General features: G+C 65.9%; 24 protein-coding genes and 1 tRNA gene. 14 read left to right on the forward strand and 11 right to left on the reverse strand.

From position 1 onward, the window contains the following. Window positions 1-7: 7 nt before the first annotated feature. From J7359_RS13690 to J7359_RS13710, 5 genes are all read right to left on the reverse strand, one after another. Complete coding sequence (locus J7359_RS13690; RefSeq protein ID WP_209057388.1) at window positions 8-1282, reverse strand: cytochrome c; 1275 nt, start codon at window positions 1280-1282, stop codon at window positions 8-10. Continuing rightward, entirely contained in the window at window positions 1279-1845 is a 567-nt protein-coding gene (locus tag J7359_RS13695; RefSeq protein WP_209057389.1) for a (2Fe-2S)-binding protein, read from the reverse strand. The genes J7359_RS13690 and J7359_RS13695 overlap by 4 nt, the downstream gene beginning before the upstream one ends. Beyond that, the gene (locus J7359_RS13700) at window positions 1845-4652 is read right to left on the reverse strand and encodes a molybdopterin cofactor-binding domain-containing protein (protein WP_209057390.1); all 2808 of its coding nucleotides are present in this window, start codon (window positions 4650-4652) and stop codon (window positions 1845-1847) included. Before J7359_RS13700 ends, J7359_RS13695 begins: the two co-directional genes overlap by 1 nt. A 596-nt stretch (window positions 4653-5248) precedes the next feature. Next, window positions 5249-5324: transfer RNA gene (locus tag J7359_RS13705), tRNA-Thr, on the reverse strand. A gap of 10 nt (window positions 5325-5334) precedes the next feature. After that, window positions 5335-6942, reverse strand: coding sequence for an iron ABC transporter permease (locus J7359_RS13710; RefSeq protein WP_247740403.1), 1608 nt, complete (start codon window positions 6940-6942; stop codon window positions 5335-5337). Window positions 6943-7145: 203 nt separating this feature from the next. Between J7359_RS13710 and J7359_RS13715 the strand changes: the two genes are divergently transcribed. Beyond that, window positions 7146-8042 (forward strand): hypothetical protein, encoded by an 897-nt coding sequence (locus tag J7359_RS13715; RefSeq protein WP_247740392.1) that lies wholly within the window; start codon window positions 7146-7148, stop codon window positions 8040-8042. Window positions 8043-8093: 51 nt separating this feature from the next. Here J7359_RS13715 and J7359_RS13720 read toward each other — a convergent pair whose 3' ends face one another. Continuing rightward, window positions 8094-8345, reverse strand: a complete 252-nt coding sequence (locus J7359_RS13720; protein WP_209057392.1) for a DUF2312 domain-containing protein — start codon at window positions 8343-8345, stop codon at window positions 8094-8096. A 149-nt stretch (window positions 8346-8494) separates the two neighbouring features. Between J7359_RS13720 and J7359_RS13725 the strand changes: the two genes are divergently transcribed. From J7359_RS13725 to J7359_RS13745, 5 genes are all read left to right on the forward strand, one after another. Beyond that, window positions 8495-8722: a hypothetical protein gene (locus J7359_RS13725; protein ID WP_209057393.1), complete on the forward strand. Its 228-nt coding sequence runs from the start codon at window positions 8495-8497 to the stop codon at window positions 8720-8722. A gap of 69 nt (window positions 8723-8791) precedes the next feature. Further along, window positions 8792-9217 (forward strand): YeeE/YedE thiosulfate transporter family protein, encoded by a 426-nt coding sequence (locus tag J7359_RS13730; protein ID WP_209057394.1) that lies wholly within the window; start codon window positions 8792-8794, stop codon window positions 9215-9217. Beyond that, window positions 9214-9630 carry a DUF6691 family protein gene (locus J7359_RS13735; RefSeq protein ID WP_209057396.1) on the forward strand — a complete coding sequence of 139 codons (417 nt, stop codon included), beginning with the start codon at window positions 9214-9216 and terminating at the stop codon, window positions 9628-9630. The genes J7359_RS13730 and J7359_RS13735 overlap by 4 nt, the downstream gene beginning before the upstream one ends. Then, on the forward strand, window positions 9627-10076 hold the full coding sequence (gene dtd / locus J7359_RS13740) for a D-aminoacyl-tRNA deacylase (protein ID WP_209057397.1): 450 nt from the start codon (window positions 9627-9629) through the stop codon (window positions 10074-10076). The genes J7359_RS13735 and dtd overlap by 4 nt, the downstream gene beginning before the upstream one ends. Before the next feature lie 356 nt (window positions 10077-10432). Then, window positions 10433-11671, forward strand: a complete 1239-nt coding sequence (locus J7359_RS13745) for a DEAD/DEAH box helicase (protein ID WP_247740404.1) — start codon at window positions 10433-10435, stop codon at window positions 11669-11671. Window positions 11672-11720: 49 nt separating this feature from the next. Here the strand turns inward: J7359_RS13745 and J7359_RS13750 are convergent, their stop codons facing one another. Beyond that, entirely contained in the window at window positions 11721-12914 is a 1194-nt protein-coding gene (locus J7359_RS13750) for a multidrug effflux MFS transporter (protein ID WP_209057400.1), read from the reverse strand. A gap of 163 nt (window positions 12915-13077) precedes the next feature. On the opposite strand from J7359_RS13750, the gene J7359_RS13755 reads away from it, so the two are divergent. Further along, on the forward strand, window positions 13078-13650 hold the full coding sequence (locus J7359_RS13755; protein WP_209057404.1) for a thymidine kinase: 573 nt from the start codon (window positions 13078-13080) through the stop codon (window positions 13648-13650). Between the two features lie 64 nt (window positions 13651-13714). Beyond that, window positions 13715-14389: a DUF2270 domain-containing protein gene (locus J7359_RS13760; RefSeq protein ID WP_247740393.1), complete on the forward strand. Its 675-nt coding sequence runs from the start codon at window positions 13715-13717 to the stop codon at window positions 14387-14389. Window positions 14390-14441: 52 nt separating this feature from the next. Here the strand turns inward: J7359_RS13760 and J7359_RS13765 are convergent, their stop codons facing one another. Beyond that, the gene (locus J7359_RS13765) at window positions 14442-15386 is read right to left on the reverse strand and encodes a DMT family transporter (protein ID WP_209057405.1); all 945 of its coding nucleotides are present in this window, start codon (window positions 15384-15386) and stop codon (window positions 14442-14444) included. Window positions 15387-15579: 193 nt separating this feature from the next. Here J7359_RS13765 and J7359_RS13770 point away from each other — a divergent pair, with 193 nt between their 5' ends. Genes J7359_RS13770 through J7359_RS13795 form a run of 6 tightly spaced genes read left to right on the forward strand, consistent with a single transcriptional unit; the run spans window position 15580 to window position 21002 of the window. Further along, window positions 15580-16725, forward strand: coding sequence for a D-alanyl-D-alanine carboxypeptidase family protein (locus tag J7359_RS13770; protein WP_209057411.1), 1146 nt, complete (start codon window positions 15580-15582; stop codon window positions 16723-16725). Beyond that, window positions 16725-17321, forward strand: a complete 597-nt coding sequence (tmk, locus tag J7359_RS13775; RefSeq protein WP_209057412.1) for a dTMP kinase — start codon at window positions 16725-16727, stop codon at window positions 17319-17321. Before J7359_RS13770 ends, tmk begins: the two co-directional genes overlap by 1 nt. Continuing rightward, a complete protein-coding gene (locus tag J7359_RS13780) occupies window positions 17318-18430 on the forward strand; it encodes a DNA polymerase III subunit delta' (RefSeq protein WP_348524389.1) in 1113 nt (370 codons plus the stop codon). Before tmk ends, J7359_RS13780 begins: the two co-directional genes overlap by 4 nt. Before the next feature lie 3 nt (window positions 18431-18433). Next, entirely contained in the window at window positions 18434-19240 is an 807-nt protein-coding gene (locus tag J7359_RS13785) for a TatD family hydrolase (protein WP_209057414.1), read from the forward strand. Then, window positions 19237-20061: an MBL fold metallo-hydrolase gene (locus J7359_RS13790; protein WP_209057416.1), complete on the forward strand. Its 825-nt coding sequence runs from the start codon at window positions 19237-19239 to the stop codon at window positions 20059-20061. Before J7359_RS13785 ends, J7359_RS13790 begins: the two co-directional genes overlap by 4 nt. Beyond that, window positions 20058-21002, forward strand: coding sequence for an AEC family transporter (locus J7359_RS13795; protein WP_209057418.1), 945 nt, complete (start codon window positions 20058-20060; stop codon window positions 21000-21002). Before J7359_RS13790 ends, J7359_RS13795 begins: the two co-directional genes overlap by 4 nt. 10 nt (window positions 21003-21012) lie before the next feature. On the opposite strand, the gene J7359_RS13800 is transcribed toward J7359_RS13795, so the two are convergent. The 3 genes from J7359_RS13800 to J7359_RS13810 all read right to left on the reverse strand — a co-directional run bounded on the left by J7359_RS13800 (window position 21013) and on the right by J7359_RS13810 (window position 23271). Beyond that, window positions 21013-21615 carry a 2-dehydro-3-deoxy-6-phosphogalactonate aldolase gene (locus tag J7359_RS13800; protein ID WP_209057419.1) on the reverse strand — a complete coding sequence of 201 codons (603 nt, stop codon included), beginning with the start codon at window positions 21613-21615 and terminating at the stop codon, window positions 21013-21015. After that, window positions 21612-22487 carry a 2-dehydro-3-deoxygalactonokinase gene (locus J7359_RS13805; protein ID WP_209057420.1) on the reverse strand — a complete coding sequence of 292 codons (876 nt, stop codon included), beginning with the start codon at window positions 22485-22487 and terminating at the stop codon, window positions 21612-21614. The genes J7359_RS13800 and J7359_RS13805 overlap by 4 nt, the downstream gene beginning before the upstream one ends. A gap of 67 nt (window positions 22488-22554) precedes the next feature. Further along, window positions 22555-23271: a tRNA (guanine(46)-N(7))-methyltransferase TrmB gene (locus tag J7359_RS13810; protein ID WP_209057421.1), complete on the reverse strand. Its 717-nt coding sequence runs from the start codon at window positions 23269-23271 to the stop codon at window positions 22555-22557. Window positions 23272-23336 lie beyond the last annotated feature (65 nt).

A 23336-nucleotide genomic window follows, 5' to 3' on the forward strand; every position in this document is an offset into this window, starting at 1 on the left:
AGCGATCCTAGTGGCTCTCATTTCTTTCAAGCACCGAGGTGACGGCGCCGGTGGTCACGTCGCCGGGCCGCCCGCCCCACCTTTCGCGTAGATAATTGACCAATTCAGCCATCTGCTGATCGGACAGCATTCCGCCAAAGGCGGGCATCGCCTGCATACGCTCTCCCTGTGCGAGATCGCGTTCGGGAATGCCCTCGGCGATGATGCGGATCAGGTTGAGCGGGTCGCGATACATCGCGGTGGTATTGGTATCCAGCGGCACTGACGAATGCGGCTGGCCCTGACCATTGTCGCCGTGACAACCGGCGCACAACCCCAGATACAGCGCATGCCCGTCCATCGCAGTCGCGCCACCCGGCGGCCGCTGTTGCGGGCCGGGCAGTTGCGTGCCGTCGGCAAGGTAGTCGGCGATCGCAGACAGGTCGTCCTCGGACAGGTGGCTGGTCGAATGCGACAGGACCGGGAACATGCGAAACGTCATGACACCCTGGGGGGACAACCCACGATGCAGGAATGCAACCAGATCTTCTCCGGACCAGCCGCGCCGCGCCAGCGCGTCGGGGCGCAGATCGGGGGCATAGGCGCCCTCGATCACCTCACCGGCAAGGTGATCGTCGGTCAGCGCATAGGCCAGATTGCGGGGCGTGTGGCATTCGCCGCAATGGCCCAACACATCGACGAGATATTCGCCCTGCGGATTTTCAAGGCCCTGTGGATCGAACGGTTCGGCCTCGGGGCGGAACAGCGCGTTCCAGACCGCGATTGCGGGCCGGATGTTGAACGGAAACATCAGATCGTCGGGGCGGTTCGGCTTGTCCACCGGGCGCTGCTGCATCAACCACAGCCACAGCGCGTCGGAATCCGCGCGGGTGATCCGGTGATAGCTGGGATAGGGCATCGCCGGATACAGGTTGCGCCCGTCCGGTGCGACGCCCTGCGCGACCGCCCGGTAAAGGTCGTCGGCGCTGTAGTCGCCGATGCCATGTTCGGTCGAGGGCGTGATGTTGGTGCCGTAAACCGAGCCCATCGGCGTCACCATCGGCAGGCCGCCGGCCAGATCCGAGCCGCCATCCGGATCGGTGTGACAGGCAGCGCAATCCGCGGCGCGGGCGACCCACCGGCCGCGTTCCAGCATCTGCTGACGCTGGTCGGGGCCGAGATTGGCTAGATCCACGCTTGCGGCCGGGGTGGCACCGCGGTCACGGCCGATCCAGAACAGCACACCCACGGCGACGACCGCGATCAGCACCAGCAGCCCCAGTATCCTCAGCAGCCGGATCATGCCGGACGCTCCGCCGCCGCGACCGTGCCGATGGTCAGGCCAGGGGTGCTCAGGATCACGTCACGCACCGCTTGGTAATAGCGGACATAGCCGGTGCAGCGGCAGATATGGGGGTCCAGCGCCTTCAGGATGGCGTCCTCGACATCCTCGACCGGGATCGGCGCGCGCTCCAGTCGCTCGACCAGCACGGTCGCGGCATTCACGAAGCCCGGCGTGCAATAGCTGCACTGGAATGAGAAATGGTCCAGAAACGCCTGCTGGACGGGCGAGGGCACGGGATCACCCTGTTCGTCGCGCCCTGCGATCCCCTCGATCGTGCGGACGGTCTTGCCGTTCAACCAGGCGACACCGGTGATGCAGGCCGGCACGGTCCGACTGCCGCCCTCGGGGTCGTCCACGATAATGGCGCAGGCACTGCAGACGCCCTGACCACAGGACAGCCTTGTGCCGGTCAGATTCAGGTATTCCTGCAAAAGTTCGACCATCATCAGGTCTTCGGGCAGATCCAGCGGCCCGACCTGCTGGCCGTTGATGGAGGCAGTAAAATTGATCCGGCCAGCCATCACAGCACCTCCTGAATGCGCGCCGCGCTGATCGGGAATTCGCGGAAGCGGTGGCCGGTGGCGTGCGCGATGGCGTTGGCGCATGCGCCGGCGACGGGGATCATGACCACTTCGGCCATGCCCTTGGGCGGATCGGCGTCGTTCAGTGGTGGCAGCACATGGCCGGTCTGCGACCATACCGCCACCTCGGAGGCACGCGGCAGGTGATAACGGCTGAAGTTCCATGTGCCGTTGCCCGGTCCCTCGGGGCCAAGCGGCAGCTCCTCGTAAAGCGCGTGGCCGATACCCATGGCGACCCCACCCTGCAACTGGCCGGACACCAGTTCCGGAACGATCTGGGTGCCGCATTCCAGCCATGTCTTGTGTGACAGCACATGCACCTTGCCCGACCCGGTCTCGACCGCCAGTTCGATCAGGGTCGCGCAGGGGGCGTAATAGACCGTGCCGGCGTTGTTGCGCTGGACGGGCGGGTAATGAACCTGCACCCGTGGCTGGAACGCATAGCCGCCATCGGTCATCCGGGCCTTTGTCGCGTCGTCCGCCGCCTCGCCCCACTTGACCGACAGCGCATCGATGGCGGCCCGGAACCGATCGCCCCCGATCTCGAAATCAGCCTCGGCCCATGCCCATCGGTTGAAAGTATGCACGCAGACGCCGGTGATCATGCCGCGCGCATGGGCGTGGGCGGCCAGGCGTTCCAGCGACAAGGGCTGCATCGAACGCGCGGTCAGCATGCCGTCGCGCCATGCCAGATCCTCGAATTCGACGGGTTCCGGCAACATCTGGCCGCCCGACTCGCCGCCCGACCAGATCGACCGCGCCGCCGGCCACAGCGTCAGCCGCAGCAGAAGCCGCGCGGCCTGCTGCGAGGCATGTGTGAAGTAGTAGGCCGAATTCGACGCCGAGCGCGGCGAGGTGAAGCGCGGCACCCAACGCGGATCCTGCGCAAACCGGTCCTCGTCCTCTTGCGTGGTCGTGTAGGGCTCGTCCTCAGTGTGCAGCGGCATTTGCGGCCAGTCCTGGACCGAGAATTCCACCTCGTCGGCGGGCCTGCCCAGATGTGACTGCACCACCAGCAATTGCGAGGTGGTCGAGCCGCAGCCAATCTCGGACGCGACATGGCGCATCTTCAACCGACCTTCGCGCGTTACCTCAAGCTGCACGACGGCAGCTTCGGCGCCGGTGCCGAAATCCTTCTGAACGGCGGCGAAACCGGTGCCGTGGACCATACCGGGATTTTCGGCCTCGAACGCGGCCTTGCGTTCGTGCCGGCCGGTCCACATCGGGTCCCCGGCCGCAAGTTCCAGCATTTCGGCCGCCCTCAAATGGCCCGAAGGCACCGCCCCCTGGGTGTTCTTCATGCCGGAACGGATGACATTGCGCAGCCGCAGCTCGATGGCGTCGATCTGCATTTCCGACGCGATTTCATCGACCAGCATCTCAGTCGTGGCCATGGATTGCAGCGTGCCATAGCCCCGCATCGACCCTGCGGTGACGTTTACCGACGGAAGCATCTGCACCGACAGATCGCTGCTTGGCAGGTAATAGATCGACTGCGCCGCCGTCACGGCAACCGTGCCCACTGAGGGGCTGAAATTCTTCACCCCGCCGCCGTCACCGGTCATGTCGCAGGTCATGATCTGGAACCGCCCTTCCGCATCGACTGCGAAAGCGGTCCTAATGTCGAACGGGTGCCGCTTCAGCGCGAACTGGAAATGTTTCCAACGGTCCAGCACCACGCGCACGGGCCGGCCTTCGGCATAGAGCGCCGCGATCGCGACGTAATATGGGAAGGACTGATGTTCCTTCTGACCGTAGCCAACGGTATAGCCGGTGACGAATTCAAGCTGGCTGAACGCCAGACGGCTGGCGGACATCATCTCAAGGAGGTGATGGGCGACGGTATAGGGCGATTGCGTTGCGCCGACGACATTCAATCGGCCCTGTTCTGGCTGATACCACCCGAGGCCGTTTTCCGTCTCCATCGCGGCGGGGTCGACTGACTGGCTGCGATAGTTGCGGGCAAAGACCCGCCAGCCTTCCGGGGGATCGTCCATCGACGCGCGCAGATCGGCGGAATGACGCATCGCCTCGCCGAAGTCCGCATCGTCGGGGCCGGGCCAATGCACGCCTCTGTCGTCGGTCTGCGGCCAGACGACGAGATCCTTCATCGGCGAAAAGCGATCAGCGCCGCGCGGGTCGTCTCCGCCGATCCGGACATAGCGGGCCGCGCCATATGGCGCGCGCGCGGACGAGCCGGCCGCCTCGCCCCAGAGGAAAATACCGTCGACGAATTGCAGCTTCTTGCGGGCGGCTCGATAACGTTCATAATCGTGCCAGATGCCAATCGCGACGGGCTGGCCCAGCATCGGCGGGACGGCACCGGGGGCAAGGAAGAAGTCGCCGTAGAAATCGGATTGCGGCATCGCGACCCCGTCCTGCTGAAGCCGTTCGGCGTCGATCAGAACGTCCGGTTCAAGATCCGGCCGCAGCAGCGACAGGTCCAGCCCCCGAAAGATGCGGTCCGTGCGCGGGAGGTGAAAGGTGAGGGCGTGCGACTGACTATCGGGCCAGCCTTCGATGTCGCGCGCCCGTACGTCAATCGAGAATACCTTGCTGCCGGTCACCTTCGCCATGCCGTCGCGGCGGTAACGCAGCTTGCCGCCCGCGAACCAGCCGCGGTCCTTGCCTACGGTCGTCTCCATCATCGCGGCTTGCGCCTGCCTCAGGGGCCGCACCGCCGCGGCAATACCAAGTGCGGCTGCGGCTGCCAGAAACTTCCGGCGCGATAGATCCAGATGGGGCATTCCCTCTCCGCTTCCTTGCGGATGCGAGGTGGCCGCGAAAAACGGACGAAATCGCACCCGCGAACTGAAGGCCCAACACGTGGCACGGAGAATTGTTCCAAGCTTGGGGAACCGCGATGAGAAAGCACTGCACGGCGGCCATCCAAGGCGCAACAGGCCGAGATTGGACCTGCCCTGATACCGTTCCGCTCAGCTGCAAGGCTAGGCGTCCCTCTGTTCGCCTGTGCGCCGATGTAGTCGATGACATGACCGATACCCGGCCAGCCATCGCCCCCCAAGCCATAAGCCGACCCGACGCGTAAGCCGGCCTCTCGCGCAGCTTGGACGTCTCGATCGATTTTGCGGCACGACAAGGGCACGGCGCCAGGGCCACTAGGTATCCGTGGACCTGATCTGGCGGGAGGCACAGACGCCCAGATTCAGGCGATCACCAACCAAAGCCCGCAAATCGTGGCGCAATATCGCAAGCGGGCGAGTCGGAAAAAACTGTCCCGCGCGGCCATGGAGCGGACTGAAAACAGAGCGTGAACGTGGAAAACGACAGTGTAACAGAATATGATGACGCGAAGGAGAAATCATCTAAGCCGTTGATTTTATGGTGCCGGTTGCAGGAATCGAACCCGCGACCTTCTGATTACAAATCAGCTGCTCTACCTGCTGAGCTAAACCGGCAATGACGGGGCTAGCCCGCCTGCCCGATTGCGATACCGCGACCGGCGGGCTTACGCAACCCAAGCTTGGCACGTGCCAGCAGGACGACCGCAAGAATTCCGACCCCCATCACCAGCAGCGCGGCCGGTGCCGCGTTGCCAAGATCTTCAAGGCTGGCCTTTTCATGGACCCGGGTTGCCAGGGTTTCGTAATTGAAGGGTCGCAAAAGCAGCGTCGCGGGCAGTTCCTTGCAGCAGTCGACGAAGACCAGCAGCAAGGCCGACCCGACCGATCCCTTCATCAACGGCAGGAACACGTCGCGCAGCACCGCGGAATTGTCGCGCCCCAGCGACCGTGCAGCCATCGGCAGCGACGGCGGCACGCGGGTAAAGGCACCGTCCACCGCGCCCTGCGCGATCGCGAAAAAGCGCACCAGATAGGCAAAGACGATCGCGGTGCCGCTGCCGGTCAGGATCAGGCCGGGATCGGTTCCGGTCAGCGCCAGCCAGCCATCGGCGACGCGATGATCCAGCGCCGCCAGCGGGATCAGGATCCCGACCGCCAGCACGGCGCCAGGTGCCGCATATCCCACCGTCGTGACGGGCAGCAGCAGCCGCGGCAAGGCGCGGCCCGACAGCCTCACGCCATAAACCATGACCAGGGCCAGGAATACCGTCAGGATCGATGCCGTCCCGCCAAGGCTGATCGTGTGCCACGCCGCCAGCCCCAGGCCCGGCGTCACCCACCCCTGGGGATAGGCCAGCGCATAGCTGAGGATCACCCCGACCGGCAGAACGAAACCCAGCGCGAAGGGCAACGCGCAGGCCAGCCCCGCAGCGACTGCGGCAAAGCCGGTCAGACGCTGCCGGATGATCGGCCTGGGCTGGCGGGCGCTTTGGTGATAGCGCGCGTTTCTGCGCCCGAACCGTTCCCACAATGCAAGCACGATCACGACGATCAGGATGACGCACGCGATCTGGGCCGCACCGCCCGCATTGCGCCGCTCGAGCCAGGTTGTGAAGATCCCGGTGTTCAGGGTCTGCACGCCGAAATAGCTGACCACCCCGTAATCCGCGACGGCCTCCATCATTGCGATGGCCGATCCGGCGACGATGGCCGGGCGTGCCAGCGGCAGACCGACGCGCCGGAACAGCCCCCACGGCCCGGTTCCCAGCGCCCGTGCGACCTCGTAGGCGCTGCCCGATTGTTCCTGCAGCGCGGCCCGCGTCAGCAGATACACATAGGGATACAGCGCGGCGGCAAGGACCAGGATCGCCGCCTCTATCGATCGGATATGCGGAAACCAGTAATCGCGGGCGCTGGTCCAGCCGAACCAGCCGCGCAGCGCGGTCTGCACCGGTCCGCTGTAGTCCAGGAAATCGGCCAGCGCATAGGCACCGATATAGGCCGGAACCGCCAGCGGCAGCAGCAAAAGCCATTCCAGCGCGCGGCGCCCCCGAAATTCATACATGCCGACCAGCCATGCCGATCCGGCCCCCATCGCTGCCGCCAGCGCGCCGGTCCCCGCCGTCAGGATCACCGTGTTCAGCATGTAACGCGGCATCACCGTCGCCAGCAGATGCGGCCAGATATTCTCGGCCGGGGTCAGCGCCATCCATGCCACCGCGGCAACCGGCATCAGCACCAGCGCCGCGATCACGACGGCGGCGACCGACCAGCCGCGCCCGCCGCCCTGCCGAAGCGCATGATCGTGTTTGCGTCGCCGGTCGGGGCGCTGGAGTGCAGGGGCAGGGTCGCTCATATCTTTGGCGATACTGCAAAGCGGTTTGACTGTCCACGAATGCTGGCTAGTCTGCGCGCGCGACACCAACGGGACAGAACATGACGAATGACGGGACGGCGCGCATGCAGATGGTATTCCACCTTGGCGTGCACGGCACGGACGGGGACCGGCTGCTGAAGACGCTGCTGAACAATCGCGACTGGCTGCTGCGGAACGAGACCGAGGTCGTTTCGCCCGCCCGCCACCGCGGCCTGCTGGAAGAGGCGATGATGGCCTTGAACGGCGCTGCGGCCACGCCCGAGATGCAGCAGATCATGCTGGATGCGATGCTGGAGACCGAGGCACCGCAGCGAGTCGTGATGTCATCGCCGACATTGCTGGGGACGCCCGCCCGCGCCGTTGCGCGCGAAGGGCTGTATCCACAGATCGGATCCCGTGCGGCGGCGCTGGCCGGGCTGTTCGCGGATGCGCATGCGGAATTCTTTGTCGCGATCCGCAACCCGGCCGTCCTGCTGTCGAAACTGACGCATCTGAACAGCGGCGGTTACGCGGCGATGATGCAAGGGGCCGACCCGCGCAACCTGCGCTGGCGCGACACGATCCAGCGGCTGGTCAGATCCGCGCAGGGACGACGGGTGGTGATCTGGTGTCACGAGGACGTGCCGCTGATCTGGCCCGAACTTGTGCGCCTGATCGGTGACATCCCACCCGAAGCGCCGCTGTCAGGCGCGCTTCTGTATATGCAGGAACTGCTTGGCGAAGCAGGGATGGCGCGGCTGAACGCCGAACTTGGCGGTCGGGACCAACTGTCGATCACGCAGCGCCGCCAGATCCAGACCGCGGTCCTGCAGGAAAAATTGCCGCCCGACGCGATGGACGAAGAAATCAACCTGCCCGGCTGGACCCAGGACCTGGTGGACCAGATCACCCGCGACTATCACGCCGATGTCGCAGAGATCGCAGTCCTGCCGGGCGTCGAGTTTGTGCTGCCATAGGCCCCTGCCCCGGCGGTCCTTGCCGCCGGCGCGGAGACCGGCGGCATCGGATCATCCCATTCCAAGCGCGGTCTTGTACATCTCTAGGATGGCCTCTTCCTCGGCCACGTCGTCGCGGTCGCGCTTGCGCAGCGCCACAATCTTCTTCATCACCTTGGTGTCATAGCCGCGCGCCTTCGCCTCGGCCATGATTTCCTTCTGGCGCTCGGCGACATCCTTTTTTTCGGCCTCCAGCTGCTCGAACTGTTCGATGAACTGGCGCAATTCGTCGGCGGCGACGCCATAGGCTTGATCGTCCTGCATCGGTCTTTTCTTCCTTCCTGTCCTTGCCGGACCCTGCCTCGGTCGGTCCGGCCATCGCGCAAGACTGTTAGGCGCTCTTGTTCCGGGGCGCAATCGCCGCTAGGCCATCGGGCGCGGGATCCACGGATCGCAGCAGACAGGAGCGCGCGATGAATGTATTCGAGATCGTCATCTGGGCCGGTGCGGCGCTGACCCTGGCCGGGCTTGCGGCACTGATCTGGTGCATCCTGACGGTGGCGCGCGCACGCCGCGCCGGGCTGGACGACCAAGCCCTGAGGGTCAAGATGCGCGGCGTCATCGCCGTCAACATGGGCGCCCTTGCGGCATCGACAATCGGCCTGATGCTGGTCGTCGTCGGAATCTTTCTGGGGAAGTGAAACGTCGACCCGTTCTTGACGCATTCATTTTCAGGAATATATTCTAGCCTGGAACAGATGGAGCCTTCGATGAACCCTGACTGGATCGCCGGACTGATCGGCGGATTGATGATCGGCTGCGCTGCTGCCGTGTATCTGCTGGGAAACGGCCGGATCATGGGGGCCAGCGGGCTTCTGGGCGGACTGGTGGACGGCACGGGGCGCAGCAACATGGTTGAACGCGCGGTCTTCATCGCCGCGCTGATCCTTGCCCCCGCGCTGCTGGTGATGATCGGCGCGGCCGAGCGTTCGGCGCCCATCGCTGGCAGCGGCGTCCTGGTGCTTGCCGGGCTTCTGGTCGGGTTCGGAACGCGGCTTGGGAACGGTTGCACGTCGGGGCATGGCGTCTGCGGCATCTCGCGTTTTTCGCGCCGGGGCATCGTGGCCACGCTGGTCTATCTGTTCACCGGTGGTGTTGCCGTGATCGTTGCGCGGGCGCTGGGGTGGACGGCATGATGCGGCTTGTCATCGCGGCGCTTGCGGGCGCGCTGTTCGGGACGGGCCTGCTGGTCTCGGGCATGACCGACCCGGCAAAGGTGCAGGGCTGGCTTGATGTGTTCGGAACCTGGGATCCGACGCTTGGATTCGTGCTGACCGGTGCGATCCTGCCGATGCTGGTCGCCTGGCGTGTCGCCGCGCGGCGCCGCACCGCCCTGACGGGCACGGAACTGCCGCCACCGCCACCGCAGAAGATCGACGGGCGGCTGATCGCCGGGGCGGCGCTGTTCGGCCTGGGTTGGGGCCTCTCTGGCCTGTGTCCCGGACCCGCAATGGCCTCGCTTGGCTTCGGCGGCGTGCCGTTCCTGATCTTCTTCGCGGCGATGGTGGCGGGAATGCTGCTGTTCTCGGCCTGGAACCGCCGTGCATGAGGGCGCTGATCCAACGTGTGACTGACGCTTCGGTCGAGGTCGAGGGCCGGATCGTGGGTCAGACGGGACCGGGGCTTCTGGTGCTGGTCTGCGCGATGCGGGGCGATCAGGACGAAACCGCCGACAAGCTGGCTGCGCGGATCGCAAAGCTGAGGATCTTTCAGGACGAGGCGGGAAAGATGAACCGTTCGGTCCTGGATATCGGCGGCGGCGCGCTGGTGGTCAGCCAGTTCACGCTGGCGGCGGATACGCGCACCGGCAACCGTCCCGGATTTTCCGCCGCCGCCGCACCCGAGGACGGGCGGCGGCTGTATGAATATTTCGCGGCCAGCCTGCGTGGCCACGGAATCCCGGTCGAAACCGGCATCTTCGGCGCCGACATGAAGGTGCGGCTTCTGAACGACGGCCCGGTCACGATCTGGCTGGACAGCGCAGACCGCGCTTGACTTGTCCGGCCCGAACCTCCATCTGTCCCACGTCGCAACCCGCTGCCGCGTGAGCAGCCGCGAGGAATCGCCAGGGCCGCGGCACATCATCCAGTTTCCCACTCACGCGGGGAGGCTTGCAGGCACTCTCGTATTTCGCCTGCACCCCTGCTGATCGCCGCGCGATGATGCGCGGCCCCTGCCCTTGCGCCCGATACGAGGGGTGTCGGGGATGAAAGTCCTTTATGGAAAACCAGAATAATCGTCGCCGCCCCTCGCGTGGCGGCAAATCCCGCCCCGGTCATGCCTACCCTGCCCCGAACGAGGGGCGCCGCGCCCCCGCCCGCGACCCGCTGCCCACCGGCCCCTTCGCCGATATGGGCATCGACCCGCGAATCAATGCCAATATCGCCGCGATGGGGCTGAACAAGCCCACGCCGATCCAGGACCAGGCGATTCCGGCCGTGGTCGGCGGACGCGACGTGCTGGGCCTTGCTCAGACCGGCACCGGCAAGACCGCCGCGTTCGGCCTGCCGATGCTGACCCGGCTGATCAAGTTCGGCAAGAAGCCCGACCCCAAGACATGCCGGGCGCTGATCCTGGCCCCGACGCGCGAACTGGCGACCCAGATCGCCACCAATATCGACGCCTATGCCGAAGGCACGCCGATCCGGTCATTCCGCGTCGTCGGCGGTGCCTCGATCAACGTCCAGACCGAGCGGATGTCGCGCGGCGTGGACGTGCTGATCGCGACGCCGGGCCGACTGATGGACCTGATCGAACGCCGCGCGATCGACCTGTCGGCCACCACCTATCTGGTGCTGGACGAGGCCGACCAGATGCTGGACATCGGCTTCATCCACACACTGCGCAAGATCGCGCGGATGCTGCCCAAGGAACGTCAGACGCTGATGTTCTCGGCCACCATGCCGAAGCTGATGTCGGAACTGTCGGACACCTATCTGACCGATCCGGTCAAGGTTGCCGTCAACCCGCCGGGCAAGGCCGCCGACAAGATCGACCAAGGCGTGCATTTCGTGTCGCAGGGCGACAAGGCGACCCTGCTGGCCGAATATCTTGCCAAGCATCCCGGCGAATTGTCGATGGTCTTCGGCCGCACCAAGCATGGCTGCGAGAAACTGTCCAAACTGCTGGACAAATGGGGCTTTTCGGTCGCCGCGATCCACGGCAACAAAAGCCAGGGTCAGCGCGAACGGGCGCTGCAGGCCTTCCGCAAGGGCGACACGCAGGTGCTGGTGGCGACCGATGTCGCGGCGCGCGGGCTGGACATTCCCGAGGTCGCGCATGTCTATAACTACGACCTGCCGAATGTCGCGGAAAACTATGTCCACCGTATCGGCCGCACCGCGCGCGCCGGACGTGATGGCCGCGCCGTCGCTTTCTGCGCCCCGGCCGAACTTGGCGAACTGCGCGCCATCGAGAGGGCGATGAAATCGTCGATCACGGTCATCGGCGGCGAGGTTCCGGCGGCAACGGCACCTGCGGGTCGCGGCGGTGCACCTCGCGGTCGCGGCAAGCCGATGGATGGCGGGGGCAACAAACGGCCAGCGCGCCGCCCCTCGCGCCAGCCGCGCAGCCGTCAGGCCAAAGCCTGATCCAACCAAAGGAAAGGGCCGCAGGATATTGATCCTGCGGCCCTTTTTCTTATGCCGCCCGCAGTCGCAGCCGCGGCAGCGACAGTGCCGCCGACACCCAGGCAAGCCCCGCGCACAGCGCGATCGCCGGGACCATGGTCGCGGCCGAATTGTCCATGAACGGCCCTGTCACGACGATCATCGCGCCGCCGGTCAGCATCTGGATCGTGCCGCCAAGCGACGACGCCATGCCTGCGATGTCGGGATGCGGATCCAGCGACATGACCATCGCGGTCGGTATGACCAGCCCCAGACAGGCATTGGCGACGAACAGCCCCGCGACCACCACCGGCAACGCATCGGCGCCTGACCAGACCACCCCGGTCAGCAGCAGCGTCAGCGCCGCAAAGCCGGTGATCGCCAGGGCGATGACCCGTTCCATCCCGAAGCGCGCGGCCATCGGCCCTGCGAACTGCGAGGCGGTGAAGAAGCCGATCGCATTGATCGCAAACGCGATCGAGAAGCCGGTCGGGCTTAGCCCGTATTGCCGCGTATAGACGAAGCTGGCCGTGGACAGGAACACGAAGAAACTGGCCATGCCAAAGCCGCCGATCATGGTCAGCCCCATGAAACGGCGGTCGCCCAGAAGCCTTTTCGCCCCCGACAGCATCGGCGCAAGACGGACCGGGCGACGGTTTTCGGCGGGCAGGGTTTCCGGCAGGACGAACAGGATCAGGCACAGGCTCAGCAGCGCGGCGGCGGCCAGAACGCCGAAGATCTCGCGCCAGCCGCCCCATGCCATGACCAGCGACCCGGTCAGCGGGGCCAGCATCGGTGAAATCGAGATGACGATCATGATCGCCGCCATCATCTTCGCGGCGGCCGGTCCGGTCGCCAGATCGCGGATCACCGCCCGCGGCACCACCATCAGCGTCGCCGAGCCCAGCCCCTGCACAGCCCGCGCGGCGATCAGCCAGCCGATCGACGGCGCCAGTGCCGCGGCGACGGTCGCCACCAGAAAGATCACCACACCGATCACCAGCGGCCGCTTGCGCCCGACCGCATCGGCCATCGGACCATAGATCATCTGGGCAATCCCGAAGGTCACGAAATAGGCCGTCAGGGTCAGCGCGGCGCCGGTCTCGGTCGTGTCCAGATCGCGCGCGACCTGAGGCAAAGCGGGCAAATACATGTCGACCGCGAACGGACCGACGGCGGCAAGAAGCCCCAGGATCAGGGCCATGCGAAACAACGGGTCACGCATCGTAAAAAAACCTGCTTTGAAGTCATGGAAAAGGCGGCGCAGAATCGCGCCAGGGGGAATATCGCCGCCGCCGTGCATGGAATATGCCAGAAACGGCCGGCGGCCGCAAACCGATCTGGCAGCATCTTGCCGCCGAAGGAACGCGCGGCTATCTGCTGCCGCCATGGCGAAGCTGTATTTCCACTATTCGACGATGAATGCGGGCAAAAGCACCCTGCTTCTGCAAGCGTCCTACAATTATCGCGAACGCGGCATGGGCACGCTTCTGCTGACCGCGGCGCTGGACAGCCGCGCGGGCCAGGGCCGGATCGCCAGCCGCATCGGCATCGCGGATGACGCTCTGACCTTCAGCGCCGAAAGCGACATGTTCACCCTGGTCAGCCAGCACCGCGCGGGTTGCGACTGCGTCTTCATCGACGAGGCGCAGTTCCTGTCCAGGGACCAGGTCTGGCAGCTGGCCCGGATCGCAGACGACCTGAACATTCCCGTCATGTGCTATGGGCTGCGGGTCGATTTCCGGGGCGAGCTGTTTCCCGGCTCGGCCGCGCTGCTGGCGCTTGCCGACGACCTGCGCGAGGTTCGCACGATCTGTCATTGCGGCAGAAAGGCCACCATGGTCATTCGCCGCGACGAATCCGGCCACCCGATCACCGAGGGCGCCCAGGTCCAGGTCGGCGGCAACGAAGTCTATGTCTCGTTGTGCCGCCGCCACTGGCGCGAGGCCACCGGCGGCTGAAGCCCGCGCGGCCCTTGCCGAAACTCATCCCCCCTGCCAATCTGAGACGAAGGGAGAGGGGCACATGGACATCGATCCGACGGCACGCAAGCGGCTTGATTCGGCCGAAATGGGGGTGATCGCGCATCTCTATCGCGGGGAAATCTATCGTTCGACATTGTGGCGCACCCGCCTGGACACGACCACGAACTGGTCGGTGGTCACGCTGGGGGTCGCGCTGTCCATCGCGTATTCCTCGCCGCAGGCATCGCCGCTGCCGCTGGTGCTTGTCGGCATCCTGATCTTCTTCTTCCTGATGCTCGAGGCGCGACGCTATCGCTATTTCAACGTCTGGCGGGCGCGCTGCCGCTGGATGGAGTTGCATTTCCTGGCGCCGATGCTGACCGAGGGCGATCTGCATCTGGAGGAAGGCTGGCAGAACCGACTGGCCGAGGATTACCGTCATCCCACCTATCATGTCAGCTTCTGGACCGCTGTCGGGCGCCGGATCAGACGGAACTATTTCTGGATCCTGCTGATTCAGACAATCGCCTATCTGGGCAAGCTGATGGTGCATCCGGTGCCGCTGGAAAGTGTCGGGCAGTTTCTGGAACGCGCGTCGATCGGCCCGCTTCCCGGATGGATGGTTCTGGGCGTCGGCGCGTTCTATTGCACGGCGCTGGGAACCATCGCCCTGATCAGCGGACGCGCCGATGCACAGCGCGCCAAGATGCGCCAGGACCCGCTTGGAATGGGTTGATCGCGAACGACAACCACCGCCCCCTTTTGCGACCACGCCTGTCGGGCTGGTTTCAGCCCTGTGGCGTCATCGCCTTGCGTTGCCGGTTGCGTTCAAGCCCCAGCCGCCGCTCGCGCCAGATGATCAGGATGCCCGCAAGGATAACGACGGCGGCGCCGATCACCACGGTCAGTGTCGGCACCTCGTGAAACACGAAGAACCCGATCGCCAGTGCCAGGATCATCGAGGCATATTCGAACGGCGCGATCAGCGAGGCGTCCGCGAAACGATAGGACGATGTCAGCAGGATCTGCCCAAGCCCGCCAAGAAGACCGGTCAGGACCAGCAAACCGCATGTGGTCGGATCGGGAAGCACCCAGCCGAACGGAATGGTGGCAAGGCTGAGCACCGCGGATGTGACCGAGAACCAGAAGACGATTGCCGATGTGCGCTCGTCCTGGACCAATCGGCGCACGAATATCTGCGCCAAAGCCGCGCAGGTCGCGCCGCCAAGTGCGACGACGGCACCAAGCTGGCGACGATAATCCTGTGCCCCGGCCTCAAGCCGCAGTTGTGGCGACAGGACGATCAGCACGCCGACCAGCCCCAGTCCGACCATCCCCAGCCGGAACAGGCGCACATCCTCGCCCAGAAACATCGCCGCGAAGACCACCACCAGCAAGGGCGCGGCATAGCCGATCGCGGTGACTTCGGGGAAAGACAACAGCGACAGCGCCCAGAATCCCAGCCCCATCGCCGCCGTGCCGATGATGCCGCGATAGAAATGCCCCATCGGACGGAATGTCGTCAGCCCCGTCGCAAGCTCTCCGCGCCACCACAACCAGACCAGAATCACGGGGATCGCGAAGAACGACCGAAAGAATACCTGCTGTCCCGGCGGCACCCCCAGACCGTCCTGCGACGTGGCCTTGACCAGCGCCGCCATCAGCGTGAACACCGCGACGCTGCCGCATTTCAGCGCGATGCCCAGAAGCGGGCGTTCAGAGGTCAGGGACATTTGCGATCTGCCGGTCTGCGGGGAACGGCGCGCGAACGCACGCCCAGCCCGATGGCTAGGCCGCGCGCAGTCCGGCGTCAAGCATCGACAAATCGTGCAATCCGATCACTTTCGCATGGCTTCCCAAGCAGGCGCGTTGCGGGGCGCAAGACCATCATGTAACCATCCTGCCCAAACAGGCAAAGGATCTCCCATGCGCGCATTTCTGCTGAGGCTGGCCGCCCTGCTGTGTCTGACCGCACCCGCGAACGCCTTCGACACCAATGCCGGCACGGCGTGGGTCTATGATGTGGCGACCGGCACCGTGCTGATGGAAAAAAACGCCGATCAGCCGATCCCGCCTGCCTCGATGTCGAAGCTGATGACAACCTACATGCTGTTCGAGGCGTTGCACGAAGGCCGCGTGCAGATGGACACACGTTTGCCCGTCTCGACCAAGGCGCGGCAGATGAAGGGTTCGACCATGTTCCTGAACGAACAGGATCGTCCGACGGTCGAAGAACTGATCAAGGGCATCATCGTGCTGTCCGGCAACGATGCCTGCGTTGTCGTGGCAGAAGGACTGTCGGGAACCGAGGACGCCTTTGCCCGCCAGATGACCGAGAAGGGCAAAGAGCTTGGCCTGACCAACTCGACCTTCGCGAATGCCTCGGGCTGGCCCGACCCGCGCCACCGGATGACGGCGCATGATCTGGGGCTGGTTGCTGTCCACCTGATCCGCGACTTCCCGGAACTGTACAAGAATTTCGCCCTGACCGAGTTTCCCTATGACAACCGCGCGCCCGCCAATCGCTTCAACCGCAATCCGTTGCTGGGTCTTGGCATCGGCGCCGACGGCCTGAAGACCGGCCACACCCAGGAGGCGGGTTATGGTCTTGTCGGATCGGCGGTTCAGGACGGGCGGCGCATCGTCTTCGTGATCACCGGCCTGGCCACCGAAACCGCACGCGCCGAGGAAGCCGAGCGGATCGTGAATTGGGCGTTTCGGCAGTTCACCATGGAAACGCTTGTCCCCGCAGGCGAGACGGTCGTCGAGGTGCCGGTCTGGCTGGGCACGCAGGCGCGCGTCGGTCTGACCACGTCCGAGGGCGCGCGCGTGCTGATCCCCGCCGGCGCCAGGGATCAGGTCAAGGTCGAGGCCGTCTATGACTCGCCCCTGCCCGCGCCGATCGCGAAGGGCGACCAGTTGGGTCGCCTTGTGGTCACCGTGCCGGGTGCGAAGGACGCCGTCACCCCGCTGATCGCCGCGCAGGACGTTCCCGAGGCGGGTTTCGCAGGCCGCCTGAAGGGCGCCGCAATGCGGCTTGGAAACAAGGCGATCGAAGCCACGGGGCTTTGATGTTCATCAGCTTCGAAGGGATCGACGGCTGTGGCAAGTCCATGCAGTCTGCATGGCTTGCCAAGGCGCTGAGGACGGAAGGCCGTCAGGTCCTTCACACGCGAGAGCCGGGCGGCAGCCCCGGCGCCGAGGAAATCCGGCGCTTGCTGGTCGAAGGGGCCGGCGAACGCTGGTCGGTGGAAACCGAATGTCTTCTGTTCACGGCCGCCCGCCGCGATCATCTTGAACGCACCATCCGCCCCGCCCTTGGCGCGGGGCAAACCGTCATCACCGACCGGTTCGCGGATTCCACCCGCGTGTATCAAGGCACGACCCGCGGTGATCTGCGTCAGATCGTCGATCGCTTGCATGCGCTGATGATCGGCGTCGAACCCGACCGGACATTCGTCATCGACGTGGATCCCGCCATCGCCCTTGCGCGCGGCAAGGCGCGCGGCGGAAGCGAGGATCGATTTGAAAGCTTTGGCCTGGACTTTCAGCAGCGGCTTGCGGCGGGTTTCCGGGCGTTGGCGCAGGAATACCCCGACCGGGTCCGCGTGATCGACGGCAGCGGAAGCGTCCAAGACGTCGCCGCCCGTGTCAGGGCCGCGCTGTGAAGACGGACCCCGAGGATATCCCCGAACCCGACCGCGTGCCGGGGGCACCGCATCCGCGCATGACGCGCCGGATCATCGGCCAGGACCACGCCATCGCCGAGTTCATCGAGGCCGAGCGCAGCGGGCGTTTTCATCACGCCTGGCTGCTGACCGGTCCGCGCGGCGTCGGCAAGGCGACACTGGCCTGGGCTATTGCCCGCTGGCTGCTGTCGGGTGCCGCCAGCGACGATCTGTCCGTCCCCGAGGGGGATCCGGCGGCGCGGCGCCTTGCGGCCCTGTCCGAACCGGCGCTGCAACTGATCCGGCGGCCATGGGACGACAAGGCCAGCCGCCTGCGCGCCGAGATCACCGTGGACGAGATCCGGCGACTGCTGTCGTTCTTTCACATGTCGGCCACGGATGGCGGTCGCCGCATCGCGATCGTCGATGCCGCCGACGAGATGAACACCGCCGCTGCGAACGCATTGCTGAAGGTGCTCGAGGAACCGCCCAGAGACGGGCTGATCCTGATGGTCGCACATCAGCCCGCCAGGCTGCTGCCAACGATCCGGTCGCGTTGCAGGACGTTGCGCCTGAACCCTCTGACCCCCGACCAGATGACCGAGGCGTTGTCAGGGCTGGGTATCTCTGAAGATGCCGAGGCCCTGGCCGCGTTGTCCGGCGGCTCGGTCGGCGAAGCGTTGAGGCTTTCGGGACAGGACGGGCTGGCGCGGTATCAGCAGATCGTGGATCTGTTCGGCACCCTGCCGCGCATGGACCGGCTGGCCGCCGCCAGGCTGGCCGATGCCGCCGCCGGACGCGCCAATGCCGATGGCGACCCGTTCGACCTGATGGTGACGTTGCTGGACCGTTTCCTGACGCGGACCGCGCGGGCCGGGCTGATGGGCGCGCCTTTGCCACAGGCCGCTCGGCACGAAGGCGCATTGATGGCCCGCATCTCGCCCGACGACCGGGCGGCCCGCGACTGGGCCGGGGCGCAGGCCCGTCTGTCGGCGCGGGCACGCAGCGGTCGGGCGGTCAACCTTGACCCTGCCGCGCTGGTGATGGATATGCTGACGGAACTGGCGCATCTGCCGCCGGCACAATCCGCCCTGCCAGCCAAAGGTTGACCCATGACCCAAGCGGCCCCCACGCCGATTGTCGACAGCCATTGCCATCTGGACTTCCCCGATTTCGACGGTGAACACGACGCGCTGATCGCCCGCGCACGCCAGGCAGGCGTGACGCGCATGGTCACGATCTGCACGAAGCTGCGGCTTGAACCACAGGTCCGCGCCCTGGCCGAAGCGCATGACGGCGTATTCTACGCCGCCGGCACCCATCCGATGAGCGTCGCGGACGAACCGATGGCCAGCGTCGATGATCTGACCCGGCTGGCCAAGCATCCGAAATTCGTGGGCATCGGCGAAACCGGGCTGGACTATCACTATACCGCCGAAAGCGCGTCACGGCAGCAGGAAAGTCTGCGCATCCATATCGAGGCCGCCCGCCGGACCCGCCTGCCGCTGATCATCCACGCCCGCGACGCCGATGCCGACATGGCCCGGATCCTGACCGAGGAATATCGCGCCGGCGCCTATGATTGCGTGATGCATTGCTTCAGTTCCGGGGCGGTACTTGCCCGCGCCGCGCTGGATCTGGGCTTTTACCTGTCGATGTCCGGCATCGCCGCCTTTCCGCGGTCGGGCGATCTGCGCACGATCTTCGCCGCAGCGCCGCTGGACCGGATCCTTGTCGAGACCGACAGCCCCTATCTGGCCCCGCCGCCGCATCGGGGCAAGCGCAACGAACCTGGCTATGTGACACGGACCGCCGCCGTCGGCGCCGACCTGTTCGGCGTTGACTACGCCGAGTTCGCCCACCGGACCTCGGCCAATTTCGATCGGCTGTTCTGGAAGGCGGCCGGAGGCGCGGCGTGATCAAGGCCACGATCCTTGGCTGCGGATCGTCGGGCGGCGTGCCCCGGCTTGGCAATCTGTGGGGCGCATGTGATCCTGCCAACCCCCGGAACCGCCGACGTCGCTGTTCGCTGCTGGTCGAACGCGAGGGACCGGGGGGCACGACCCAGGTTCTGATCGACACCGGCCCCGACATGGTGCCGCAACTGCTGGACGCGCAGATCGCCACGCTGGACGCGGTTCTCTATACCCACGCGCACGCGGACCACATCCACGGCATCGACGATATCCGGCAACTGGTTCACAATGCGCGCCGCAAGGTGCAGATCTGGGCCGATACACCGACGACGCAGGCGCTGCGGGACCGTTTTGCCTATATCTTCGACACGCCGGCTGGCAGCCTTTACCCGCCGATCGCGGACCTGAACCTGATTGACGGCCCGGTGACCATCGACGGACCGGGCGGGCCGATCACCTTCCAGCCGTTCCGCGTCCAGCACGGAGAGATCACCGCGCTGGGGTTCCGCATCGGCGGCCTGGTCTATCTGCCCGACGTGTCGGAGATTCCCGACGAGGCATGGCCGCTGATCGAGAATGCCGAGATCTTCGTGTGCGATGCGCTGCGCCACAGCCCGCATCCCAGCCACGCCAATCTGGCGCAGGCGCTGGAATGGCTTGCGCGGGCCGGAACCCCGCGTGGCGTGCTGACCAACATGCATATCGACATGGATTACGATCAGGTCATGACGATGACGCCCGATCACATCATCCCCGCCCATGACATGATGGTGCTGAGGGTCGGAAACGTCGCGCCGGCCTTGGCCGGCCCGACCGCGACGTGAGCGCGCTTTTCACCACCATCCTGCCGGTCTTTCTGGTGATCGGCTTTGGCTACCTGGTCAGCTGGCGGGGCCTGTTCTCGGAATCGGCGGTGGACGGGCTGATGCGCTTTGCCCAAAATTTCGCCGTGCCGGCCCTACTGTTCGCCTCGATGGCGCGGCTTGATCTGGGCAACGAGTTCCGCCCCGCATTGCTGATCGCCTTCTATGCCGGGGCGTTCTGCAGCTATGCCGCCGGTTGGGCGGGGGCGCGGTTCCTGTTCAACCGCCCTGCCCCGGACTGCGTGGCGATCGGGTTCGTCTGCCTGTTTTCCAACACCCTGCTTCTGGGCATCCCGATCACGGAACGCGCCTTCGGCGCGCAGGCCCTGGACGGCAACTGGGCGATCATCGCCCTGCATTCGCCCGCGCTTTACACCTTCGGCATCACCGCGATGGAGTTCACCCGCGCGCGCGGTACCGGCCTGTCGGTCGGGGGTGTCGCGCTGCGTGCCCTGTCGGGCGTCATCAGGACGCCGCTGGTGATCGGTATTCTGTGCGGTCTGGCGATGAACCTTCTGATGCAGGCAGGTCTGGTCATGCCCGAGGGGTTCTGGGCCGCCGTCGACATGCTGGCACGCGCCGCGCTGCCTGCGGCGCTGTTCGGGCTTGGCGGCATCCTGTACCGCTATCGCCCCGAAGGCGACATGGCGACCATCGCGATGTGCTGCGGCTGTGCATTGCTTTTGCACCCGCTGGTCACGTTCGGCCTTGGATCGGTTCTGGGGCTGGATGTTGCGGGCATGCGTTCGGCGGTGGTGACAGCGGCGATGCCGCCGGGGATCAACGCCTATCTTTTCGCCAATATCTATGGATCTGCGCGCCGCGTCGCGGCCTCGACGGTGCTGATCGGCACCGCCGCTTCCGTCGTCAGCATCTGGGTCTGGCTGGCGATCCTGCCCTGACGATATGCCCTCAGGCCGAGGCGTCCCAGGCGGCAACGATCTGGCGGGCCTTTTCCGCCACCGTCGCGGCGCTGTCGCCCGGCCGATACAGCGCCGAGCCGATCCCGAACCCGGCAGCACCCGCGCGTCGCCATTCGGCCATGTTCTGGGCCGTCACGCCGCCCACCGCATATAGCGGCAGGTCGGACGGCAGAACGGCCCGCATCGCCCGCAGCCCGACGGGCCCGATCAGTTCACCGGGAAACAGCTTCAGCGCATCCGCCCCGGCCGCGATGGCCGCAAAGGCTTCGGACGGCGTCATCACACCGGGATAGCTGGTCAACCCTGCGGTCTTGCTGGCGCGGATCACCGCAGGATCGCAGTTCGGCGACACGATCAGCGTGGCTCCTGTCGCGGCCACCTCGTGCACCTGCGCGATATCCAGAACCGTGCCCGCGCCGATCCGCGCACGTCTGCCGAAGCGCGCCTGCAGCGTAGCGATGCTGGCCAGCGGCTGCGGCGAATTCAGCGGCACCTCGATCATCGTGATTCCCGCATCGACCAGTGCCTGCCCGACGCTCTCGGCATCCGCCGGTGTCAGGCCGCGAAGGATGGCGATCAGGTTGCGTGTCATTTTTGGCCTCCGATCAGCTGGCGCGCCCGGAACAGCCCGGCAATCGTCGCGGCCTCGGTATCGGCAAGCGTCGTGGCGACCTCCTGCGCCGCAAGTGCACGGGCATACAGCGCGGCAACGCGCGGCGCGCCAAGCAATGCAACCTCCTGCCCCAGCCAATAGGGCTTTGCCCCGGCCAGTTCCCAACCGATCAGCAGTCCCGAAAGCCTTGACGCCGCGCTTGACGGATCCTGCGTGCCGATCAACCCGGCGGCGCGCAGCTGGAAAAGCCGTCCATAGGCCCGGTGCGGCTGCGCCAGGGCTTCGGCCAGCGCCGCATCGAAGGCCGCATCGTCACCCGGCTCGCCCAGGCTGTGGCGCAGCACCGACTGACCGGCCAGCAGCCCGAACAGCTCGCCGGTCATGAAGCTTTGGAAATGGCAGATCTCACCGGCCGAGATACGCGCCCATTTCGTGTGTGTGCCAGGCAGGCAGACCACGCCGTCAAAGTCAGGCCGCGCAGCCAGCATTCCGGCAATCTGGGTTTCCTCGCCGCGCATCACGTCGGGCGGATCGTTCTGGCTGACACCGCAGACGATCCAGACCCGTCGCCCCGGCACCTGCACCAGATGCGGCGCGGCGGCCACGGGAACGGATTGATAGGGTGCCTCGATCCAACCCTGCCGCGCCCCGACCATGCCGCAGGCCACAACCGGCAGCCCGTCCGGCCAGCCTTCCGTGGCCTGGTCCAGAACGCCTGCAAATTCGCCTGCGGTCAGGACGCCCATGCCCTTGGCGGCTTCGCGGCGTTCGACGATCCCGGCGCCCTGCATGGCCCAGAGACGCAGATTGCTGGTGCCCCAGTCGACGGCGATCCAGTCAGGTGCGGTCATCGCGGTTTCCTCCGGCGCTGTTGCCGCGCCATTGCCTTGCCCGGCTGACCAGCATTAGCGGCGCAAGTCAACCCTGCCGGCGAAAGGTCACATAATGCGGGCTGCGCCCTTCGCGCAGGGCCTTCTGTTCATAGCGGGTGCTGATCCAGTCCGCCCAGGGCTGCGGCGTTTCGGCAACCAGATCGAACCCCGCCAGCGGCGCCTGCTCCAGCGTCTGGCGCACATAGTCGGGGATGTCGGTCGCGACCCGGAATTCGGCGCCCGGCCGCATGACGCGGGCCAGAGGCAGCAGATGTTCGGGCGTGACAAAGCGGCGCCGGTGGTGCCGGGCCTTTGGCCACGGGTCGGGATACATCAGGAAGGCGCGGTCAAGGCTGGCATCGGGCAGCACATCCATCAGGTCGCGGGCATCACCGGGATGAACGCTGACATTCTGGACCCCGGCGGCCCGGATCTTGCCCAGAAGCATGGCGACGCCGTTGATGAACGGCTCGCATCCGACGATGCCGATGTCAGGATAGGTGGCGGCCATGTGGACCATATGTTCGCCGCCACCAAACCCCACTTCCAGCCAGACGGGTCTGTCGTCCCCGAAGATCCTTGCCGGGTCGATGGCCTCGCGATCGGGGTTTTCCTGCGCGGTGATGCCGCGGGGTCGCAGTTCCCCCAGATCCTCGGCCAGATAGCCCTTCTGGCTGTGCCGCAGCGTCTTGCCGTGACGCCTGCCATAGAAATTGCGGCGCGGCGGATTCGGATCAAACTCGGATTTCGGTGTCTCGTTCATGGCCCGGGCATTGCCGCAACCAAGGCACGCGGTCAAGCCTTGCCAGGATCCCGACCCATCCGCCG

The organism is Paracoccus sp. R12_2, from assembly GCF_017744015.1.
GTDB lineage: Bacteria > Pseudomonadota > Alphaproteobacteria > Rhodobacterales > Rhodobacteraceae > Paracoccus.

Excerpts from the sequence above, each read along its gene's own strand:
- J7359_RS13760 (WP_247740393.1), top strand. The coding sequence starts at position 13,715 with ATGGACATCGATCCGACGGCACGCAAGCGGCTTGATTCGGCCGAAATG.
- J7359_RS13745 (WP_247740404.1), top strand. The coding sequence starts at position 10,433 with ATGGGCATCGACCCGCGAATCAATGCCAATATCGCCGCGATGGGGCTG.
- J7359_RS13770 (WP_209057411.1), top strand. The coding sequence starts at position 15,580 with ATGCGCGCATTTCTGCTGAGGCTGGCCGCCCTGCTGTGTCTGACCGCA.
- J7359_RS13810 (WP_209057421.1), bottom strand. The coding sequence starts at position 23,271 with ATGAACGAGACACCGAAATCCGAGTTTGATCCGAATCCGCCGCGCCGC.
- J7359_RS13755 (WP_209057404.1), top strand. The coding sequence starts at position 13,078 with ATGGCGAAGCTGTATTTCCACTATTCGACGATGAATGCGGGCAAAAGC.
- J7359_RS13730 (WP_209057394.1), top strand. The coding sequence starts at position 8,792 with ATGAACCCTGACTGGATCGCCGGACTGATCGGCGGATTGATGATCGGC.
- J7359_RS13750 (WP_209057400.1), bottom strand. The coding sequence starts at position 12,914 with ATGCGTGACCCGTTGTTTCGCATGGCCCTGATCCTGGGGCTTCTTGCC.
- J7359_RS13805 (WP_209057420.1), bottom strand. The coding sequence starts at position 22,487 with ATGACCGCACCTGACTGGATCGCCGTCGACTGGGGCACCAGCAATCTG.
- J7359_RS13720 (WP_209057392.1), bottom strand. The coding sequence starts at position 8,345 with ATGCAGGACGATCAAGCCTATGGCGTCGCCGCCGACGAATTGCGCCAG.
- tmk (WP_209057412.1), top strand. The coding sequence starts at position 16,725 with ATGTTCATCAGCTTCGAAGGGATCGACGGCTGTGGCAAGTCCATGCAG.
- J7359_RS13695 (WP_209057389.1), bottom strand. The coding sequence starts at position 1,845 with ATGGCTGGCCGGATCAATTTTACTGCCTCCATCAACGGCCAGCAGGTC.
- J7359_RS13715 (WP_247740392.1), top strand. The coding sequence starts at position 7,146 with ATGACGAATGACGGGACGGCGCGCATGCAGATGGTATTCCACCTTGGC.
- J7359_RS13735 (WP_209057396.1), top strand. The coding sequence starts at position 9,214 with ATGATGCGGCTTGTCATCGCGGCGCTTGCGGGCGCGCTGTTCGGGACG.
- J7359_RS13710 (WP_247740403.1), bottom strand. The coding sequence starts at position 6,942 with ATGCCGGTTGCCGCGGTGGCATGGATGGCGCTGACCCCGGCCGAGAAT.
- J7359_RS13765 (WP_209057405.1), bottom strand. The coding sequence starts at position 15,386 with ATGTCCCTGACCTCTGAACGCCCGCTTCTGGGCATCGCGCTGAAATGC.
- J7359_RS13690 (WP_209057388.1), bottom strand. The coding sequence starts at position 1,282 with ATGATCCGGCTGCTGAGGATACTGGGGCTGCTGGTGCTGATCGCGGTC.
- dtd (WP_209057397.1), top strand. The coding sequence starts at position 9,627 with ATGAGGGCGCTGATCCAACGTGTGACTGACGCTTCGGTCGAGGTCGAG.
- J7359_RS13785 (WP_209057414.1), top strand. The coding sequence starts at position 18,434 with ATGACCCAAGCGGCCCCCACGCCGATTGTCGACAGCCATTGCCATCTG.
- J7359_RS13800 (WP_209057419.1), bottom strand. The coding sequence starts at position 21,615 with ATGACACGCAACCTGATCGCCATCCTTCGCGGCCTGACACCGGCGGAT.
- J7359_RS13700 (WP_209057390.1), bottom strand. The coding sequence starts at position 4,652 with ATGCCCCATCTGGATCTATCGCGCCGGAAGTTTCTGGCAGCCGCAGCC.
- J7359_RS13725 (WP_209057393.1), top strand. The coding sequence starts at position 8,495 with ATGAATGTATTCGAGATCGTCATCTGGGCCGGTGCGGCGCTGACCCTG.